We start from the raw sequence: 18,143 nt of genomic DNA, 5'->3' as shown, positions 1-18,143 counted from the left end.
TCTGCATTTTTCTCGGTTTTTAGAGCAACTTGTAATTTTTCTTTTTGAGCGGGTTTCAAATAATTTTTGGCTGGCATATTTTTTTCGTTTTTCGGATTTCCTATTTTAATTATACCCTATTTAAATGCCGAACAGCTTATTGTTAATGCGTTACAAGGAAAAACGGTTTATCTTGATGATTTAAAAATACATCAACCCGATAAAATTCTTCCATTAGAAGTTTCAACAACACCTATCTTCGATGAACAGGGTAAAATTATTTATGCGATTGCTGCTTTTCAAGACATTACCAAACGCAAAGAAGCCGAGAAGCTTTTAGCGGACTACAATCGCACATTAGAAACTCAGGTTGCTGAACGAACCCAGGAACTCGCCCAAGCCCTCGAAGAACTCAAAACAACTCAAGATGAACTCATCCAAAAAGAAAAAATGGCAGCTTTGGGTCAACTTATTGCAGGCGTTGCCCATGAAATTAATACGCCTCTAGGAGCCATTCGTTCCTCTGCCGGAACTATTGCCAAATTCCTAGACCAAACCTTAAATCACTTACCCACACTGTTTCAATCCCTATCTACAGAAGACTCCGCTATTTTCCTGGCTTTACTGCAACGCTCACTGCAACACCAATCAATTTTATCGACGAAAGAAGAGCGGAATTTTAAGAGAGCCTTAAGACGGGAATTGGAAAACTTGGACATTGCTGATGCTGATAGTATTGCCGAGAGGCTAGTGATTATGGGGATTTCTGACGAGATTGAACCCTTTATCCCTCTGCTAAAAAGACCTGACAGCTTGCAAATCTTAGAAATCGCGTATAAACTTTCCGAACTCAAACGAGGCACCGCTACAATTAATACCTCCACAGAACGAGCCGCGAAAGTAGTATTTGCTCTGAAAACCTATTCTCGTTATGACCAGTCTGGAGAAAAGATAACAGTCAATCTTACTGAGGGAATTGAAACAGTTTTAACCCTCTATCAAAATCAACTCAAACAAGGAGTTAAAGTGATCCGAAACTACACCGAAATTCCACCTGTATCCTGTTATCCCGATGAACTCAATCAGGTGTGGATAAATCTAATCCATAATGCCTTACAAGCCATGGATAACCGGGGTTCCTTAACGATTGATGTCACGCAAGAAAACCAGCAAGCAAAAATTAGTATTACCGATAGTGGTTGTGGCATACCCGAAGAAATTAAATCGAAAATATTTGAGCCATTTTTCACGACTAAATCTGCTGGAGAAGGGAGTGGATTAGGGCTTGATATTGTCAAAAAAATCATTGATAAACATTTGGGTTGTATGACTGTAGAAAGTCAACCCGGTCGAACGATATTCAGTGTTTTTATCCCTATTGAATCTTAGCATGAATATGGAATCCTCTATAGGCGACCAGCCAGGAGTATTAGAAGTCAATTGTTGAAAGTTATTGTTAAGCGAATTTAGGGTAACGCACGATCTACATTCAGGATGAAGAACAAGGGACAAATGAGCAAACCCATTATTTTATATGTTGACGACAAAAAAATCATCCTAGATCCGGTTATAATAGTAGAGGAACAGTATGATCGATAACTATCACTTGGCTGAGTTATATTTTTATCTACTTTGCCCAACTGACTCTATTGCTGCTCATTTAAACCTTTGGCTGAAGCCGAATTAATATAATTTTAAAATCATGATTAGCCCGATTTGAATCCTATAAACAATGACTAATGATAAAAACAATGATTAATGATAAAAAAAACAGTCATTATCTGTGTTGATGATGAAGCCAATATACTCAAAAGTCTCAGGACAGAACTTCAAGAGGCAATAAGTAATGAATATCTCATTGAAATTGCTGAAGGGGGAGAAGAAGCATTAGAGTTACTTGACGAATTGTTAGAGGATGGTTATGAAGTCCCTTTAATTATTTCCGACCATATTATGCCAGATATGAAGGGAGATGAGTTGTTAAAGCACGTTCATGTCCTTTCTCCCAAAACCCTCAAAATTATGCTGACTGGACAAGCTGATATAGAAGCCGTGGGACGGGCAATTAAGTATGCAAAATTATATCGTTATATTGCTAAGCCTTGGGAAACTGAAGACCTAAGATTAACAGTTGTAGAAGCAGTCAACAGTTATCTCCAGGCAAAAAAGCTGGCAGAACAAAATATTCAATGTCAGCGTTTGAATCAGGAGTTAGCGGAATCGGTGCAGTTACTCAGTGCGAGTGAACGTAAGTTTCGGGCAATTTTTAATCAGACATTTCAGTTTACCGGAATGCTCTCGGTTGAGGGTATTCTCTTAGAAACCAACCAAACCGCCTTAGATTTTAGCGGATTGCAGTTAGAAGACGTAGTGGGTAAGCCATTGTGGGACTGTTACTGGTGGACAGTTTCCCCCGAAACCCAAGCTCAGGTCAAATTAGCATTTGAAAAAGCGGTTAGTGGTGAATTTATCCGCTATGAAATCGATATTTTTGGGGCTGACAATCGCACCGCAACGATTGATTTCTCAATAAAACCCATTCTTGATGAGCGTGGTATTGTTGAATATCTAATTATCGAAGGTCGAGATATTAGCGATGTTTATCAGGAACTGCACTTGCGCCAAAAAGCCGAAGCGGAACTGATTCAACTCAACGAAGCCTTATCTCGCTTTGTCCCCCGTCAATTTCTCCAGCTTTTAGAGAAAGACAGTATTATTGATATTCAATTAGGCGATGAAGTGGAGCAGGAAATGTCGGTTTTATTTTCCGATATTCGGAATTTTACCACCCTGTCTGAAACCATGACGCCTGAAGATAATTTCAAGTTTATCAACGCTTATCTTTACCAGATGGAACCGGCGATTATTGAACATAAGGGATTTATTGATAAATATATGGGAGATGGAATTATGGCATTATTTAGTGGCAGTGCCGATGATGCCCTCTGCGCCGGAATTTCTATGTTGCAACGGTTAGATAAGTATAATGAAAATCGGGTGAATTCGGGATATCTCCCCCTGAAAATTGGCATTGGCATCAACACAGGTTCTTTAATGCTGGGAACCGTTGGCGGACGATACCGCATGGATACTACTGTCATTAGTGATCATGTGAATTTAGCCTCCCGGCTGGAAAATCTAACCAAAGACTATGGAGTATCGCTGTTCATGACCCATTACACCTTGGCACGTTTACAAAACCCCACCGAGTATAATCTTCGCTTCATTGAGCAGGTAAAAGTAAAGGGAAAATCAAAAGCTGTGGCAGTTTTTGAAGTCTTTGATGGCGATGAGCCTCATATCAAACAGAGTAAGTCAGCGACGAAAACAATGTTTGAGCAGGGGGTGTTGTTTTACTATCAGCGACAAATGCAACAAGCCGCTCAACACTTTGAAGTTGTTTTGGAAATGAATCCTAGAGATACTGTTGCTCAACTCTATCTGCGGCGCTGTCAATCTGATCAGTAAAACTAAAGTAAGATAAAACTTTGAACCCGTTTTAACGGGTTTAAGCTTTTAGCCAGAACTTTAGTTCTGAGCTTAAGGAACGTGCCATTGATTTTAAGTTGGGATCAGGGCGGGTTTTGTTGTGCAGTTTGAGGTGGGTCTATTCATCTTATCCCTAAACCCGCCCCTACATCTGATGTCTTTTTTATATCTACCTGAGTTTCTTCTACCAGACGTGCCATGGCACGTCTCTACATGGTTCCCCTATCCCTTACTTATCGCCCTAACGCCCTAGTCTTTCCCTCGCCTTTTCACGCAGGTTGGCAGCTTTTTCATAATCCGGTTCCAGTTGCAGGGCTTTATCCAGAGAAGGAATCGCTTCCGTGGTGCGCCCTAATGCCATCAGCGCCTCACCGCGAGTTGCCCAAGCATCGGCGGAGTTCCGATCCAGTTCAATCGCTTTGTCTAACGCTTGAACCGCCTCAGCGGAACGTCCCACCCCTTGCAGGGCTATGCCATAGCGAATCCATCCTCTGGCAAAATCGGGATAGTATTCAGTTACCCGTTCATAAAGTCGCAGTGCGTCGATGATCTGGTTTTGTTGCTGTAGGGCATCGGCTTTGCTGACTAAGGCTTCGGCATAATCGGATTGGTAAGCGAGGGCGTCATTACAGGCGACTAGGGCTTGTTCGGGTTGTCCTAATTGATTAAGACTGTAGCACCGTCCCCAATAGGCAGGGGCTAAGTCGGATTGGAGTTCGATCGCCTGATCATAAACTTCTATTGCTTTCTCGTATTCTCCGGCTTGTCGTAAATCTTCGGCTTCGGCGAGTAAGGATTCAGCCGTGGGTTCGGGGGTTGGGGAGGGAGTGGGAGTGGGGGTGGGAGTTGGGCTGGGGCTTTCAGCGGGGACATCCTCAATTTGAGACTGATGATTCAATTGAGAGGGGAGTAGAATCAGGGTGACGGTAACCATAGAACTAACCGCGATCGCGATCGTGGCAATTGTCCAGGGCTGCATCAACCATTGCCGAAATCCGTGGGTTCTAGCGGCGGTTGACACCGTTGCGGTGGGTTCCAAGTCCTGGGGTTGGCTCAGGGATACGGTAGCATCAGTTCGTCCCAGATGAGGCTGAGAGGTTTGGGTGCGTCCGGTGTCTTGGGTTTGACTCGAAGATGATTCGCTATTCGACTCCTCGACTTCAATCAGCGTTGATTCCGTTGGTGTCGCCTCCCACGCCTTAGTCTCGGCGGAATCACCGGCTAAATTTTGACTCTCCTGATCCGTCGGCGCTTGGGGATCAACTAGGGGCGGCAATTCACACTCAGGGACTAACGGTTGGGGGGGTGACGCCGACTCCAATAATGGCGCGGGTAAACTCTGGAATGCTAACAGGGTTTCTTCTGCGGTTGCATAGCGATCGCGAAAATCATAGCGCACCATCTTATCCAAAATTTCCCCAAATTCTGGACTAATCTGCTTGGCATATTTGCGCCAGTTGAGTTCACCCGTATCGGAGTCTTCTTTAATATGTTTGGGATGAATTCCCGTTAATAACTGAATCCCAATAATCCCCACCGCATAAACATCACTACTATAGCGAGGTTTTCCTGCCAATTGTTCATTGGGCATATATCCCTTAGTGCCGATAGAAATCGTCACATTGGTCAACCCCGTTTCCGGATTCAGCGACTCACATCTAACCTGTTTCACCGCACCAAAATCAATCAGCACAATTCTGCCATCAGCGGCGCGGCGAATCAAATTGGCTGGCTTGATATCCCGGTGGATCACATTTTGTTGATGGACAAATGTTAGTACCTGCAATATATCTTGCAGGAGGGATAGCACTTTTTCCTGTGACCACGTTAGATGAGAGTCTATCTCTTTACTTAAGGGTTGTCCTTGAATATATTCCTGAGCCAGATAAAATTCGTGATTTTCCTCAAAATGAGCCAAAAGCCGAGGAATCTGCTCATGATTACCCAGTCGATAGAGGACTTGAGCTTCCGTTTGGAAGAGGCGTCTCGCCGTTTGCAGCCCCTCCTCATCATCATCGCTCACTTGAGGTTTTAATTTTTTAACGACGCATTGGGGATGACCGGGCAAATGCATATCCCGCGCCAAGAAGGTTTGACCAAACCCTCCGACCCCTAGCTTTTCGATAACGTGATAGCGCCCGCCTAGAGGTTTATTGTCCCAAGCGTCTTGAGAACCCGACACCATCGTTTTTGTCAGCGCCCCTGTTGAATTTTTCTTCATCACTAGACACGTCCAGAAATTACACGTCAACCCACGATTCAAAGGGTCTTTGACTAATTTTTAGACAAGTCTAATTCACTATCGCCTTGAAAACAGCACCCCACTAACTTGTCTTATTCTTTATCTGGCAATCGAACCTGAGTTCATTGTTTATTTTTTCCAAGATAGTCGCTAATTCACCGACAGGAAGTTTACCGACGAATCAGCTATTCTTGTTTCTTTTCAAAAATAACCTTGACCGATAACTGTCGTTCGATCAGTTTGAGGTCTTTTAACTCTGGCTGACCCGACACGTTTCTGGAAACACTGCACGTTAGAGTCGGCTCACCTGACTCCGGGGAGCCAGATGCCTACCATGTTAATTATAGAGGCGATACTCACTCTCTAACAAAAAAGCGCTTAAAATGAGGACATTCAATCATAAATTTACCAACGGCGCAAACAAGCTGAACCTCTGATGACCAAAGACTTTTGTCTGTTTTGTCTAGTCATCAACGCTGAGGTTTAATTGAATCATTTGCTCTACTGTTCACATTTGGGGTTTGTGTTTCTCTAAAATTTTCCCCACACCCCACACCCCATACCCCATACCCCACACCCTACCTACCTTTGACGCGAGCTTGTCACCCCCTCAAGGTGACGGACAGACAGATCCCCGACTTCTCCAAGAAGTCGGGGATCTTGCTTAAGGCTGTACTTCAAAAAAAAGAGAGGGAGAATATTTACTCAGCATCACCCTCCTACTCTCTTGATCTCCAACGTTTAACCAAACTGTTCTTCAATCTCTAAATTAAACAGCGTTTGCAGCGTCTGCATCGCTTGACGTCTGGCTTCAATATCCTGCTGCGCCCTTAACTGCACCATCGGATCATGGAGGATTTTATTGACAATTCCCCGTGTCAGCGCTTCGATGATTTCTTGATGTTTGTCGGCAAACTCTGAACCTAAGCGAGATAAGGCTTTTTCTAATTCCTGTTCCCGAATCCCTTCGACTTTCTCCCGTAGACTACTAATGGTACTCACAGTTTCTAGCGATCGCCACCAAATCTCAAACGCTTCTACCTCTTGTTCCAGTAAGTTTTCCGCTTCCATTGCCATCTGACGGCGGCTTTCGGTATTTTGCGCCACCACTGCTTTTAAGTCGTCCACATTAAAGGCTTGCACCTGTTCAAGTTCATTGACATCAGCATCCACATTACGCGGTACGGAAATATCAAATAACATTAAGGAGCGATTCGGATCAAGATGGTCTTCCAGTTTAGCCCGATCCAGGATTGGTTCCGTCGCACTGGTACTGGTAAACACCATATCCGACTCCGGAATCACCGCCATCATCTCCGACAGGGGATGTACCGTTAACTGAGCATTCTCAAACTGCTTTGCCAACTCTTCCGCCCGACGAGTTGAGCGATTGATAATGGCGATTGACTCAGCCCCTTTAGAAAGTAGATGCTGCACCAGCAAACGCGACATTTTCCCCGCACCGATAATTGCCACTCGGTAAGCCGCCAAGTTTTGCACTTCCATCTGGGCAAGTTCCACCGCCGCCGAACTAATCGAAACCGCCCCGGTACCAATGCTGGTTTCGGTGCGGACTCGCTTTCCGGCGGTAATCGCTTGTTTAAACAGTCGATTCAACAGGCGTCCAATTCCCTTGTGTTGCTGACCGATTTTGTGGGTATGCTTGACTTGCGATAAGATTTGTCCTTCGCCTAAAACTAAACTGTCCAATCCCGCTGCAACGCGCATCAGATGCATCACCGCATCTTGATGTAACAAAATAAACAAATGGGGGCGTAATTGATGCAAGGGGACAAGAGAGTTATCTGAAAGGAATTGACTGACTTCACGCACACCCTTTTCCGTTTCTGCTGCCACAATATAAATTTCTAGGCGATTGCAGGTACTAAGGATCGCTACTTCTTCAACATGGGGGTAGCTACAGAGTTGTTGCACCGCACCTTCTATTTGGGCTTCGGGAATGCTTAGTTTTTCCCGGACTTCAACGGGCGCTGTTTTGTGGCTTAAACCTACGACGGCAATATTCATTGTGTTCTCCAAATCTCTGTCGTTGGGTTGGGTCAACTATCAGTCTTGTTTTATAAGGATAGAGAAAATTGAGAAATTTGTCTGAATACGATGAACAATTCAGTATAAGTTCACCGATTCAGAGATGAAATTTTTAACCGGGGAGAAATAAACAATCAACGTTAAGCCAGAGTAAGTAGCATTATCATTGCTTATACTCTGGCTTGAACGCTTTTATCTCCATCTCGATGACTGGAATTCAAGTGGAAGAAATCCTGCGAAAATGGATAAATTGACAGTATCTATCGTAGTTGCAGGCTCTTCGGCTGATCAAACAGATGGACAGTGTCCACAAAGCGAGCCGTCTTGGACTGGGTGGAAATAACCAGACTTTGAGTCCGCGCTCCCCCGTGGAAGAGTCGTACCCCTTCCATCAAGGTACCCGGCGTAATCCCACAAGCGGCAAATAGCACGGTGTCACCTGAGGCTAGCTCATGAGTATTGTAGACCTTATCGGGGTCGTTAATGCCCATTTCTTGGAGCCGCTCTAGGTTCCCCTCTTTGCTTTCACCAATCAAACCCGTCTGTACAGTTGCTGGGTCATAAATTAGCTGACCTTGGAAATGTCCGCCTAAACAGCGCATCGCCGCAGCAGAGATAACGCCTTCGGGTGCAGCACCAATACCCATCAGAGCATGGATATTTGTCCCTGAAAAGGCACAAGAGAGAGCCGCAGAGACATCTCCGTCACTAATTAGCCGAACTCTCGCCCCAGCCGAGCGGATTTCCTCAATTAGTCCCTTGTGGCGATCGCGCTTCATAACGACGACCACAAGTTCCTCAATTGCGCGATCCAGACATTCCGAGAGAATTTGCAGGTTCTCTGTTGCCGATTTATTGATATCGACATGATTTTTAGCCGCAGGAGGCGCAGCTAGCTTTTTCATATAAAAGTCAGGTGCAGCAAACAGCCCTCCCTTCTCAGAAATGGCTAGCACCGCCATTGAACCGGGTTGCCCATAAGCCACCAAGTTCGTCCCTTCACAAGGGTCAACGGCAATATCGACTTCAATCAGTTCATCGGGATTACAAAAGTTCTTCGCATCCGGCTGGTTACAGATGCCCACTTGTTCACCGATATACAGCATCGGGGCTTCATCTCGCTCCCCTTCGCCAATCACGATGCGACCCCGCATGTGAATGTTGTTCATCCGCTCCCGCATGGCTTCGACTGCCACATGGTCAGCGGTGTTCTTATCACCTTTGCCCATCCATTTGGCAGAGGCAAGTGCTGCCTGTTCGACAACTTCAATAATTTCTAGTCCTAGCGTAGTTTCTAGCACGAAGCTTTTCCTCTCAACTGCTTAGTTTTTCCCTGGTGTTATTTACTGTCCCCAGTCTAAAAGTCTATCAGAGACTGGGATCTCCTCGAAAGAATGTCGAGTATTGGTTTATGTTAAGTTTTGCTACGATTAGGTGTCGGGACATAGCACGCTACGTCTCGACTGGGGCAATGATCGTCCGATGGCGGGAACTATTCGGCGTGATCATCGGTGGCTGGAATCCGGCTTCCGCGATCGCTTGCTCGATATCCAAGGTGAAATAGTCATCAAAGTAAGGCTCAGTGCTTTTAAATAAGGTAAAAACGTAAGCTGGCATCGTCGCATACACCTGAGACTGAGGATTCATATCCATCAGGGTAAGATAGCCACCAGGACGTAATAACCGCCGTGCCTCCCGTAGGATTGCCTTTGCCGCCGTTTGGGGTAATTCGTGGAATACCAAGAAGACAGACACCAAATCATACGAAGCATCCGGTAAACCTGTCGCTTCAGCCGCCGCGTGTTTCCAGTTAATTTCTGTATGATGCTGTTTGGACTTATATTCGGCAACAGCTAGAAAGTAAGGCGATAAGTCTACACCCGTCATATTTGCCTGGGGATAAATCTGTTGTAGGGCAAAGGTACTCATCCCTACACCACACCCCAGATCCACAATATCTTGCGGCTCAGTTGTAACGTGCTTTTGCACCAACTCATGGTAACTCTGTCGCAGTTTAGCTGACTCGGCAAGAAGCCTCACGCCATAATCTTCGATTTGGCGTTGAGATGAATTGCCAGTGGGGGGGATTTATCCCCCTCAATCAACAATTCAACCATGTTATTATAGTGTAGGGAGGTGATAATTTTGAAGCGAAGCAAAGACACATTTAAGCTAAATTATCAGTATCGAATTGTTCCTAACAAGCAACAGTCAGTTCAATTAAATGAATGGCTGTATAAATTATGCCGAATACACAATTTGATGCTAGAAGAACGGTTTAACTGGTGGGACTGTAATCGTTCCCCTGTCAATGCTTGCTCAATCCTTGTCACCCATCTGCCAGAGCTAAAAGAGCAGCCATCATACTATAGCCAAAAACGGGCTGCTCATTGGTCAAGAGAGTCTCATCATCGCCTATATGATGGCGTTCACTCTCAAGTTATTCAGGAGGCAATCAAGAGAGTAGAGGATACGTTCAATCGCTTCCTAAAAGGTGATTTCAAACGGCGACGGAGTGGTAAACCTAGATTCAAGTCTGTTAAGCGATACAGAACACTCTCTTTCCCTCAGCTTAAGGCGGATTGCCTTACAGTTATTACCAATCCTCATAAGCGCAAGAACGGGGAAGCCAGACGGAACATTGCACAAATCAATCTACCTAAGATTGGTCAGGTTAAGGTCATTTATCACCGCCCAATCCCGGAAGGGTTCACCATTAAAGCAGCGCTGATTTCTCGGAAAGCAGATGGTTGGTACATAGCGCTAACACTTGAAGATAAGTCTGTTCCAAGTTTAACGTCGCCAGAGATAGAGGCGACTGAGGATAATTCTATTGGAATTGATGTAGGTCTAGAGAAGTTTTGGACGGCATCTGATGGAACCGTAGAAGCTATTCAACAGCACTATCGCAAGTCCGAAGACAAATTAGCCAAGCTTCAAAACCGCAAAGACAAGAAGCCTCACAAGTCGGCATCGCGACGGAAACTAGCTAAGAAAATAGCTAAACACCATCAGAAGTTACAACGGAAGCGTAAGCAGTTCCATTATGAATCAGCAACGCGGCTGGTGAGCCGGGACGAACAAGTGTTCTTTGTTGAGGATATCAAGTCCGCTAACTTATCACAGCAAAATAAACCCAAGCAGGATGAAGATGGAAAATATTTACCAAATGGGCAGAGTGCCAAGTCAGGCTTAAACAAATCAATCAATGATGCTGGTTGGGGTCAATTCTTGTCAATTCTCGCTTACAAAGCCGCAAAAGCTGGTAAGACGGTGGTGAAAGTTAAACCCCATAATACAAGCCAGGTATGCTCTTGTTGTAATCGTCTAGTTAAAAAAGATTTGTCAGTCCGAATACACGAGTGCCTATGCGGATTAATTCTAGACAGAGATTGGAACGCTGCGATTAACATCAAGAGAGTGGGGCTGGACATATTCCCCACTATAAAACGCCGGAAGCGTAGCCGGAAGACTGCGACAAAGGAAGCCTACACCGAATCAAAGATTACGGTGTAGGAGGATGTCACCGTCTCCTTGGAGTTTATCCTCAGGGTAGAGATTTGCATGAACCGCATAAGCCGCAACTTCGTGTTCAAACGCCGCATCCCATTGGAGATTTCCCTGGTCATAAGCATGGAAGGGACGCAAATAATAATCCGGGTAGGTTAACTGGGGGTTTTGCACTTGACTCAGATAACTATCCCAGTCCAGAGAACGTAACTCATTGACCTGTTTTGTCCAAGGTACGCCAATTTTTTCCGCTCGCTTGATAATCATCTTACGAGCTTGCTGCTTTGCTAAATTAGCCAAAGGTTTAATGGCAAGGAAACCATTCACCAAGCGCGAGGCTAATCGGGGTGTTGGGTTGACCGTAGTTGTCATAATAGTTCTTAGCGATTATCTGTTTTGGGGATTAGCCTGTACACAATATTGGCAATCCTACGATATTTAAGCAACAGCATACCATCCCCCTACACTCAAGTTTCCTATTGACAACGCCCTACCTTATGTAAGTTGGTGGAAATAAACTCAACTCTATTAAATTGTGTAAATAGCCCTCAAATCCTTACATAAAACAAATGACCAATGACCAATGACCAATGACCCATGACGATTCAAACTTTCGCCACATATCGATTACGCCCAGAGGCTTTCGCTTGATACAAAGCCATATCCGCTTCAGCAACTAGCTTAGCGGGTGGAGTATCAGGCTCAGGATAAAGACTGGCAACACCTAAACTGAGTGTGACATATTCACTAATAGCTGACGCTGCATGGGTAATCTTTAAACCATGAACCAAGCTGCGTAATTCTTCAGCCACTAAAGACGCACCAATCGTGGTAGTATTGGGTAACACAATCGCAAATTCTTCACCGCCATAGCGAGCCACTAAATCCACAGACCGTTTGGCACAAAAACGCAAAGCATCAGCTACCCTTCGCAAACAGGCATCACCGGCTTGATGACCGTAGGTATCATTATATTTCTTGAAATAGTCGATATCACATAAAATCAGAGATAAGGGCGACTCTTCTCGAATCATGCGCCACCACTCATCATCAAGGTATTGATCAAACCGACGGCGATTGGCTACACCCGTTAGTCCATCTAACGTGGCTAAACGTTGTAACTCTCGATTGGCTTGTTCAAGTTTTTGATAAAGCTGAAACTGTTGAATTAAACGCCGTACTCGTTGACGCAAGACGGCTAAGTGAATCGGTTTGGTGATATAGTCAGTAGCACCAACGGCAAAGGCGCGGTCAACGGATTCTGGATCATCCAGATTGGTAATCATTAACACCGGCGTTTGGGAAACTCCCTGTAACCCTTGAGCCTCCAAATGTTCGCTATCGGGTGATGTCTCGTCTTCGTCTGAGAGTTTTTGTAAGTGTTTGCAACAGGTAAAACCATCCATGACCGGCATCAGGGCGTCTAGCATGACCAGATGCGGTTTGAGACGCTGATAAACGTCCAAACCCTGTTCGCCGTTGGTTGCTTCAACAACTTTATAGCCTTCTTTTTCCATGACTCGGCGTAAAAGTTCTCGTATAAACTGGTCATCATCAACCACCAAAATGGTTGGTGGTTCTTCGGGCAAAGAAACTAATTTCATCCTTAAGAATGCTGATATTGCCGTCTTTGGGTCTGTAAGATTAATGTGACCCGTTGATACTCAGCCTCTAGCTGGCAAAAAAAACTGCGCCAGTGCTGCCATGGGATCACCACCCTTGCTTATCTGTTCTAGCATCTGACGAAACGGTAGATTTTCCTAGTTCCTAAAATCCCATGACTTCAACCTGTCAATTTCATCGATCGAGTCTCTATACGTCTGTTGAGGATAGCTGCAGCATGGATGCCATTAACCTGAGGCAGGTTCCAGGGAATGATTGATCACCTCCAAATCGAGAGAAAGAGTATCTTTCCCTACCATAGCCTGAAGCAATTGCCATGTCTCTGGGTGTAATGGCTGAATTGTTGGAGTTGTTGACTGGCTATCGTGAATTTTGCCGGCAGATGCTGTTCAACGAGTCAGATTCAGCACCGTCAGATCAAATGTCTGTAATTAATCGGATACAAAAAAATAATCGTTTCTGTACCGATCGCGCGGTGATGACACAAACCAAGCCTGAATCCCGATTCGGGAGTTTAATGCCTAGCTGCGGTGAGTTGACCAAAATCTGGCAGATGCAATATCTCTATTATTATTGCTTGATGTTTAGAGATGATTCAAGTATGTCAATTCTAGCTTGTTTTGCCCGCTCGGTACTCCAAGCCGTTTATGACTTCTTCTATTGTAGTTTTCCGGGACTGACCATTGAGCCAACCCTTTTCCGGTAATCGCCGTGCCTTTCTTCAACTCTTGGGACTGACGCTATTGGCAACCCAAGTCCCTGTAACGGCAAACCCCCTACCCCTTCTCAAACCACGACGCCTGAATCCTGGTGATACCATAGGGTTGATTAGTCCAGCCGGTCTAGTTGACCAAAAGACCCTTGATGAATTTACTCCAGTCTTATCACAACTCGGCTTAAAAACCAAACTGGGAACCCATCTTTTCGACCAATACGGCTACCTGGCGGGTCAAGATGTTGACCGCGCGGCTGATGTGAATGCGATGTTTGCCGATTCGTCTGTCCAGGCTGTGCTAGCAATGGCAGGCGGATGGGGTTGTAATCGAATTTTACCCCTGTTGGACTACGAGCTAATCCGCCAAAATCCCAAAATCATTATCGGCTATAGCGATGTTACCTCGCTTCTGTTAGCGATTTATACTCACAGCAACCTGATCACCTTTCATGGACCACTGGGAACATCAACCTGGAATTGGTTCTCAGTCCAACATCTGCAACGCATCTTGTTTGATGGGGCAGCAATGACACTGCAAAATTTATTGAGTACTCCTGTGGAAACCATTACCAAGGGTAAGGCAAGAGGGCGTCTGGTGGGGGGAAATTTATCGCTGGTGGCGGCGTTGGTGGGTTCAGAGTATTTGCCCGACTGGCAGCAGACTATTTTGTTTGTGGAAGATATACGAGAAGAGGTTTACCGGATTGACCGCTTGTTAACCCAGCTCAAACTCGCTGGAATTCTCGATCAAGTGGCTGGATTTATTTTTGCCCAATGTACAAACTGTCCTGCAGGCGACGCTAATGAACCATCGCTGACGTTGCGGCAAGTCTTAGCTGACCATATTAAACCGTTGGGGATTCCCGCCTGGTATGGTTCGATGATCGGTCATATTCAGGATAAGTTTACTGTCCCTATCGGTGGAATGGTAGAAATTGATGCGGAGCGAGGCACAATTCGTTTATTAGAATCGGTAGTAATTTGATATATAGCAGTTTAGTCCTGATTGAAATACATTATTGCATTCCACGTTGCTGTAAACGGCTGCCTGTCTACATCTAGTGTTTCTGATCCTTTCCCGAACTAAGCCGCCCGTAACGGCAGGTGCTTGGACTTATCTGCTAAGAAACCCATTAGATTGTGCAAAAATGAGTGGCTGACTGGCTGATCGGTCGCTTCTGGATGGAGTGGTGTCGCGATCGCGTCCACAGATTGAGGACAGGGAGCATGAATCACTAAGGGAATTTCTTCGACCAATCCGACTGTCATTAATCGAAAAGCAATCTGCTGTACCGTTGTTACCGAAAGTCTGAGTTGTTTAGCAATTTCCCTCAAGGACACAGTGCCGCTGGTATACTCCCAGACTTGAGATTCTAAGGCGTTGAGGGGATAACGAGGGTGTCCTGTAACACTGAGCAACCCAGCATTAACATCAGGTAGTTTATCGCTTAGGACATCCCAGTTACGCAAAGAACGTAATCCTAGTAAATTGGCACCTAGGGTATTTAGACTCAAACCCGTCATTCCTAACATGGGGAGTTTAACTTCATGGCTGAACTTAAAATGACCTGTTTTGAGTTGAAACAAGGTACAGGTGGGTTGTAACACTTGGACTTGGAACAACCATTTGATTTGTTGAAGGGTTAACAACCCATGTTTTTGCAGGTATGTACCCAAGGGTTGCTCCTGAGGCAATGACTCACTCAATTGAGTTAACTGACTTCTATCCATCCACTGGCGTTGAGCAATTAACTTGATTAATCCTAGATGCTTTAACTGAGAATCAACTGCCACAATTCGACCGCGATAGACCCAAACATAGCAAACGCCATTGGGGGTGACAGGAGTAGAAACATCAGTATTCACAGTGAGTAAACCCGTATGATGCCCTTTACCAAGGAGCCGAAAAATTTCGGGTAATGAAAAGTCAGTGAGTGAGCCTGTAATACACATTGTTCTTACGTTGATATCAGTTTTGTTATTGAGGATGCAAAGAGTAGGGTAACGCCTTCAAAGTCAGCCTGTTTAGCTTGATCCCGAAAAAAATCTGTAGTTTTTACTACTCTTAGTTTAATCCCTGATGAAAGTTTCATATAATTGCTTTTTACTAAGTTGTGTTAAGAAAGAAGAATCTTTATTAAATTACAACTCGAAAAGTTGCGCCTTATAGCCATTGTCATGTTTTGCCGTCATCCATTTGTACCTAAGACGATTCTTTCTGGGTTAAAGTTTATTTAACATCCTACTGAAGGCAGACAATATTAAAGGTGTTGACCCTGAGCGAAGTCGAGATGTTGAATAGTCGGTCTATCCTTAGCTGGAATGAGGACGATGAAAGAAACAAGGCAGAGTCGAGAATTCTCCTGCCTCATTTCATCTTCCCAAGCGTTTCAGCAGAACATACTCTACTCTCCTACATTCCCGACCGCATGTTCGATTAGCTCAAAGCCACTGTCGATGGCATATCCAACAGTTTCGTGCCACATTCACAACAACATTTATGAGTCGCTGGATTTTCGGTTCCACAGTTAGAACACGTCAGGATAGTGGGTGAAATCGGCTCTGGATTATGAGGGTGCAACCCCATCATGTCACTATTGGTATGACCAGGAGCCACCATGGGATAACAGTCCTCATTGCGGGTAACGCGCACATCGACTAGCACTGGACCGTCATGGGCAAGCATTTGAGCGATCGCATCGGGTAATGCATGACGTTCAGTTACCTTAATTGCCTCAATCCCATACACCTGAGCCAGATTCACAAACTCTGGGGTACCGACTTCCAGATTCGTCGCTTCATAGCGATCGCCATAGAACAAATGCTGCCATTGGCGTACCATTCCCAGCCAACCATTGTTAAGGATGACAATCTTGACGCCAATGCCGTACTGCGCGATCGTACCCAGTTCCTGCATATTCATCTGGAAGCTACCATCACCGCTGATACAAATCACGGGTTCGGAGGGTAGAGCCATTTTGACTCCCACAGCCGCAGGCAAGCCAAATCCCATTGTCCCTAAACCGCCACTCGATATCCAGTGACGGGGCTTATTTTTCAGGAATTGAGCCGCCCACATCTGGTGTTGACCGACATCAGTGGTGTAGTAAGCGTGGGGGGATTGACGAGCAACTTCCACAATCACTTCTTGGGGCGAAAGATTCTCCTGGGGATGGGGCAAATCTAAGGGATACTCATCCCGCCACTGTTGCAAGCGATCGCACCACGCTTTCGTTTGTTCTGGATCGATACCATTCCCGACTTGATCAGAACGTCGCAACAGGTCAATTAACACTTGCCGCACATCGCCAACAATGGGTACATCAGTGTTCCGATTTTTCCCCACTTCCGCCGGATCAATATCGATGTGAATCACCTTCGCCTCAGCCGCAAACTGTTTCGGCAAACTTGCCACCCGGTCATCAAAGCGGGCACCCAAGGCGATTAACAGGTCACATTCACTCACGGCAAAGTTAGCATAGGCGGTGCCGTGCATCCCTAACATCCCCAAAGCCAAGGGATGGGACTCATCAAATGCCCCCTTACCCATCAGCGTCGTCGTTACCGGAATCTGGAAATGCTCCGCCAGTTCCAGAAGTTCGCCCTGGGCACTTGCCGCGATCGCACCGCCACCTACATAGAGTAACGGTTTCTTTGCCGCCCGGATTAAATCTAGTGCTTTGTTAATTTGGTTAGAATTCCCTTTCACCGTGGGACGGTATCCCGGTAGCTTGATCGTACCCGGTTCAACCGGAACGTAGTCAAATTGCTCCATTCCCACATCTTTGGGAATATCGATCAACACCGGTCCTGGTCTACCCGTACTCGCAATGTGAAACGCCTCCGCCACAATCTTAGGAATATCGCGAGCATCATTCACTAAATAGGAATGCTTGACAATTGGCAGCGTAATCCCGAAAATGTCAATTTCTTGGAATCCATCCGTACCGATTGCCCCACGGGGAACCTGTCCCGTAATCGCAATCATTGGCACAGAGTCCAAACTCGCCGTAGCTAAACCCGTGACCAAATTCGTGGCTCCCGGTCCGGAGGTTGCCAAACAGATGCCCACTTTACCCGTCGCCCGGGCATACCCGTCAGCAGCATGGGCAGCCCCTTGTTCGTGTCGCACCAGAATATGTTGGAGTTCGCCAGCGGATTCCGCTTGGTAGATTTCATCGTAAATCGGTAGATTCGCACCGCCCGGATAACCGAAAATGTGCTTCACACCATGGCGCTTTAAACTATCAATCAGGGCAAAAGCGCCGGATACACGCCTGACTCTCACAGTTTCAGATTGCACAGCTAGTGCCTCCACTTAAGTCCAACAATTGTATGAGGAACGTTACTAATGAGTACTAACCCAAATCTGGGTAAGCGGTTTGCTAATTTGGATACAGCTTAGAGTTTGACTCAATGATTTTACTTTCTTGGCAAGACGATTTTAATTGTTCATGAACGAATGAACTTTAAGTAAAAATTTTATATTTTTTTAATTTCCTAAATTTTCGAGGGAATTACGAGAACTGGATTAAA

General features: G+C 45.4%; 11 protein-coding genes and 2 pseudogenes. 5 read left to right on the top strand and 8 right to left on the bottom strand.

What is annotated here, in order from left to right; genetic code table 11:
- The first annotated feature begins 66 nt into the window (after positions 1–66).
- Positions 67–1,368: an ATP-binding protein gene (locus tag RIG66_RS20250; RefSeq protein ID WP_446380546.1), complete on the top strand. Its 1,302-nt coding sequence runs from the start codon at positions 67–69 to the stop codon at positions 1,366–1,368.
- Positions 1,369–1,737: 369 nt separating this feature from the next.
- Entirely contained in the window at positions 1,738–3,447 is a 1,710-nt protein-coding gene (locus RIG66_RS20245; RefSeq protein WP_446380545.1) for an adenylate/guanylate cyclase domain-containing protein, read from the top strand.
- 262 nt (positions 3,448–3,709) lie between these two features.
- Here RIG66_RS20245 and RIG66_RS20240 read toward each other — a convergent pair whose 3' ends face one another.
- The 4 genes and pseudogenes from RIG66_RS20240 to RIG66_RS20225 form a co-directional block, all read right to left on the bottom strand.
- Positions 3,710–5,689 (bottom strand): protein kinase domain-containing protein, encoded by a 1,980-nt coding sequence (locus tag RIG66_RS20240; RefSeq protein WP_446380544.1) that lies wholly within the window; start codon positions 5,687–5,689, stop codon positions 3,710–3,712.
- A gap of 762 nt (positions 5,690–6,451) precedes the next feature.
- On the bottom strand, positions 6,452–7,738 hold the full coding sequence (locus tag RIG66_RS20235) for a glutamyl-tRNA reductase (RefSeq protein WP_446380543.1): 1,287 nt from the start codon (positions 7,736–7,738) through the stop codon (positions 6,452–6,454).
- Positions 7,739–8,019: 281 nt separating this feature from the next.
- Positions 8,020–9,060 (bottom strand): class II fructose-bisphosphatase, encoded by a 1,041-nt coding sequence (gene glpX, locus RIG66_RS20230; protein WP_446380542.1) that lies wholly within the window; start codon positions 9,058–9,060, stop codon positions 8,020–8,022.
- Positions 9,061–9,211: 151 nt separating this feature from the next.
- Positions 9,212–9,790: pseudogene (locus RIG66_RS20225) on the bottom strand (class I SAM-dependent methyltransferase); the annotation flags it as partial.
- Positions 9,791–9,904: 114 nt separating this feature from the next.
- On the opposite strand from RIG66_RS20225, the gene RIG66_RS20220 reads away from it, so the two are divergent.
- A complete protein-coding gene (locus tag RIG66_RS20220) occupies positions 9,905–11,275 on the top strand; it encodes an RNA-guided endonuclease InsQ/TnpB family protein (protein ID WP_446380541.1) in 1,371 nt (456 codons plus the stop codon).
- Between the two features lie 3 nt (positions 11,276–11,278).
- On the opposite strand, the pseudogene RIG66_RS20215 reads toward RIG66_RS20220, so the two are convergent.
- Positions 11,279–11,641, bottom strand: a pseudogene (locus tag RIG66_RS20215) (SAM-dependent methyltransferase); the annotation flags it as partial.
- 233 nt (positions 11,642–11,874) lie between these two features.
- A complete protein-coding gene (locus RIG66_RS20210; protein WP_446380540.1) occupies positions 11,875–12,873 on the bottom strand; it encodes a diguanylate cyclase domain-containing protein in 999 nt (332 codons plus the stop codon).
- A 335-nt stretch (positions 12,874–13,208) separates the two neighbouring features.
- On the opposite strand from RIG66_RS20210, the gene RIG66_RS20205 reads away from it, so the two are divergent.
- Both RIG66_RS20205 and RIG66_RS20200 read left to right on the top strand, forming a co-directional pair.
- Positions 13,209–13,598, top strand: coding sequence for a hypothetical protein (locus tag RIG66_RS20205; RefSeq protein WP_446380539.1), 390 nt, complete (start codon positions 13,209–13,211; stop codon positions 13,596–13,598).
- A complete protein-coding gene (locus RIG66_RS20200) occupies positions 13,576–14,592 on the top strand; it encodes a S66 peptidase family protein (RefSeq protein WP_446380538.1) in 1,017 nt (338 codons plus the stop codon). Before RIG66_RS20205 ends, RIG66_RS20200 begins: the two co-directional genes overlap by 23 nt.
- 98 nt (positions 14,593–14,690) lie before the next feature.
- Here the strand turns inward: RIG66_RS20200 and RIG66_RS20195 are convergent, their stop codons facing one another.
- Both RIG66_RS20195 and ilvB read right to left on the bottom strand, forming a co-directional pair.
- On the bottom strand, positions 14,691–15,560 hold the full coding sequence (locus RIG66_RS20195) for a DUF4388 domain-containing protein (RefSeq protein WP_446380537.1): 870 nt from the start codon (positions 15,558–15,560) through the stop codon (positions 14,691–14,693).
- Between the two features lie 484 nt (positions 15,561–16,044).
- Complete coding sequence (ilvB, locus tag RIG66_RS20190) at positions 16,045–17,910, bottom strand: biosynthetic-type acetolactate synthase large subunit (protein ID WP_446380536.1); 1,866 nt, start codon at positions 17,908–17,910, stop codon at positions 16,045–16,047.
- Between the last annotated feature and the right edge of the window lie 233 nt (positions 17,911–18,143).

Origin of the sequence: Coleofasciculus sp. E2-BRE-01 (assembly GCF_040221695.1) — a bacterium.
Classification (GTDB): Bacteria; Cyanobacteriota; Cyanobacteriia; order Cyanobacteriales; family Coleofasciculaceae; genus Coleofasciculus.
This window is presented reverse-complemented; position numbering and strand designations above follow the sequence as displayed.

Coding starts and splice junctions, on each gene's coding strand:
- RIG66_RS20195 (WP_446380537.1), bottom strand. CDS start 15,560: ATGTGTATTACAGGCTCACTCACTGACTTTTCATTACCCGAAATTTTT.
- RIG66_RS20240 (WP_446380544.1), bottom strand. CDS start 5,689: ATGAAGAAAAATTCAACAGGGGCGCTGACAAAAACGATGGTGTCGGGT.
- RIG66_RS20245 (WP_446380545.1), top strand. CDS start 1,738: ATGATAAAAAAAACAGTCATTATCTGTGTTGATGATGAAGCCAATATA.
- RIG66_RS20205 (WP_446380539.1), top strand. CDS start 13,209: ATGTCTCTGGGTGTAATGGCTGAATTGTTGGAGTTGTTGACTGGCTAT.
- RIG66_RS20235 (WP_446380543.1), bottom strand. CDS start 7,738: ATGAATATTGCCGTCGTAGGTTTAAGCCACAAAACAGCGCCCGTTGAA.
- RIG66_RS20210 (WP_446380540.1), bottom strand. CDS start 12,873: ATGAAATTAGTTTCTTTGCCCGAAGAACCACCAACCATTTTGGTGGTT.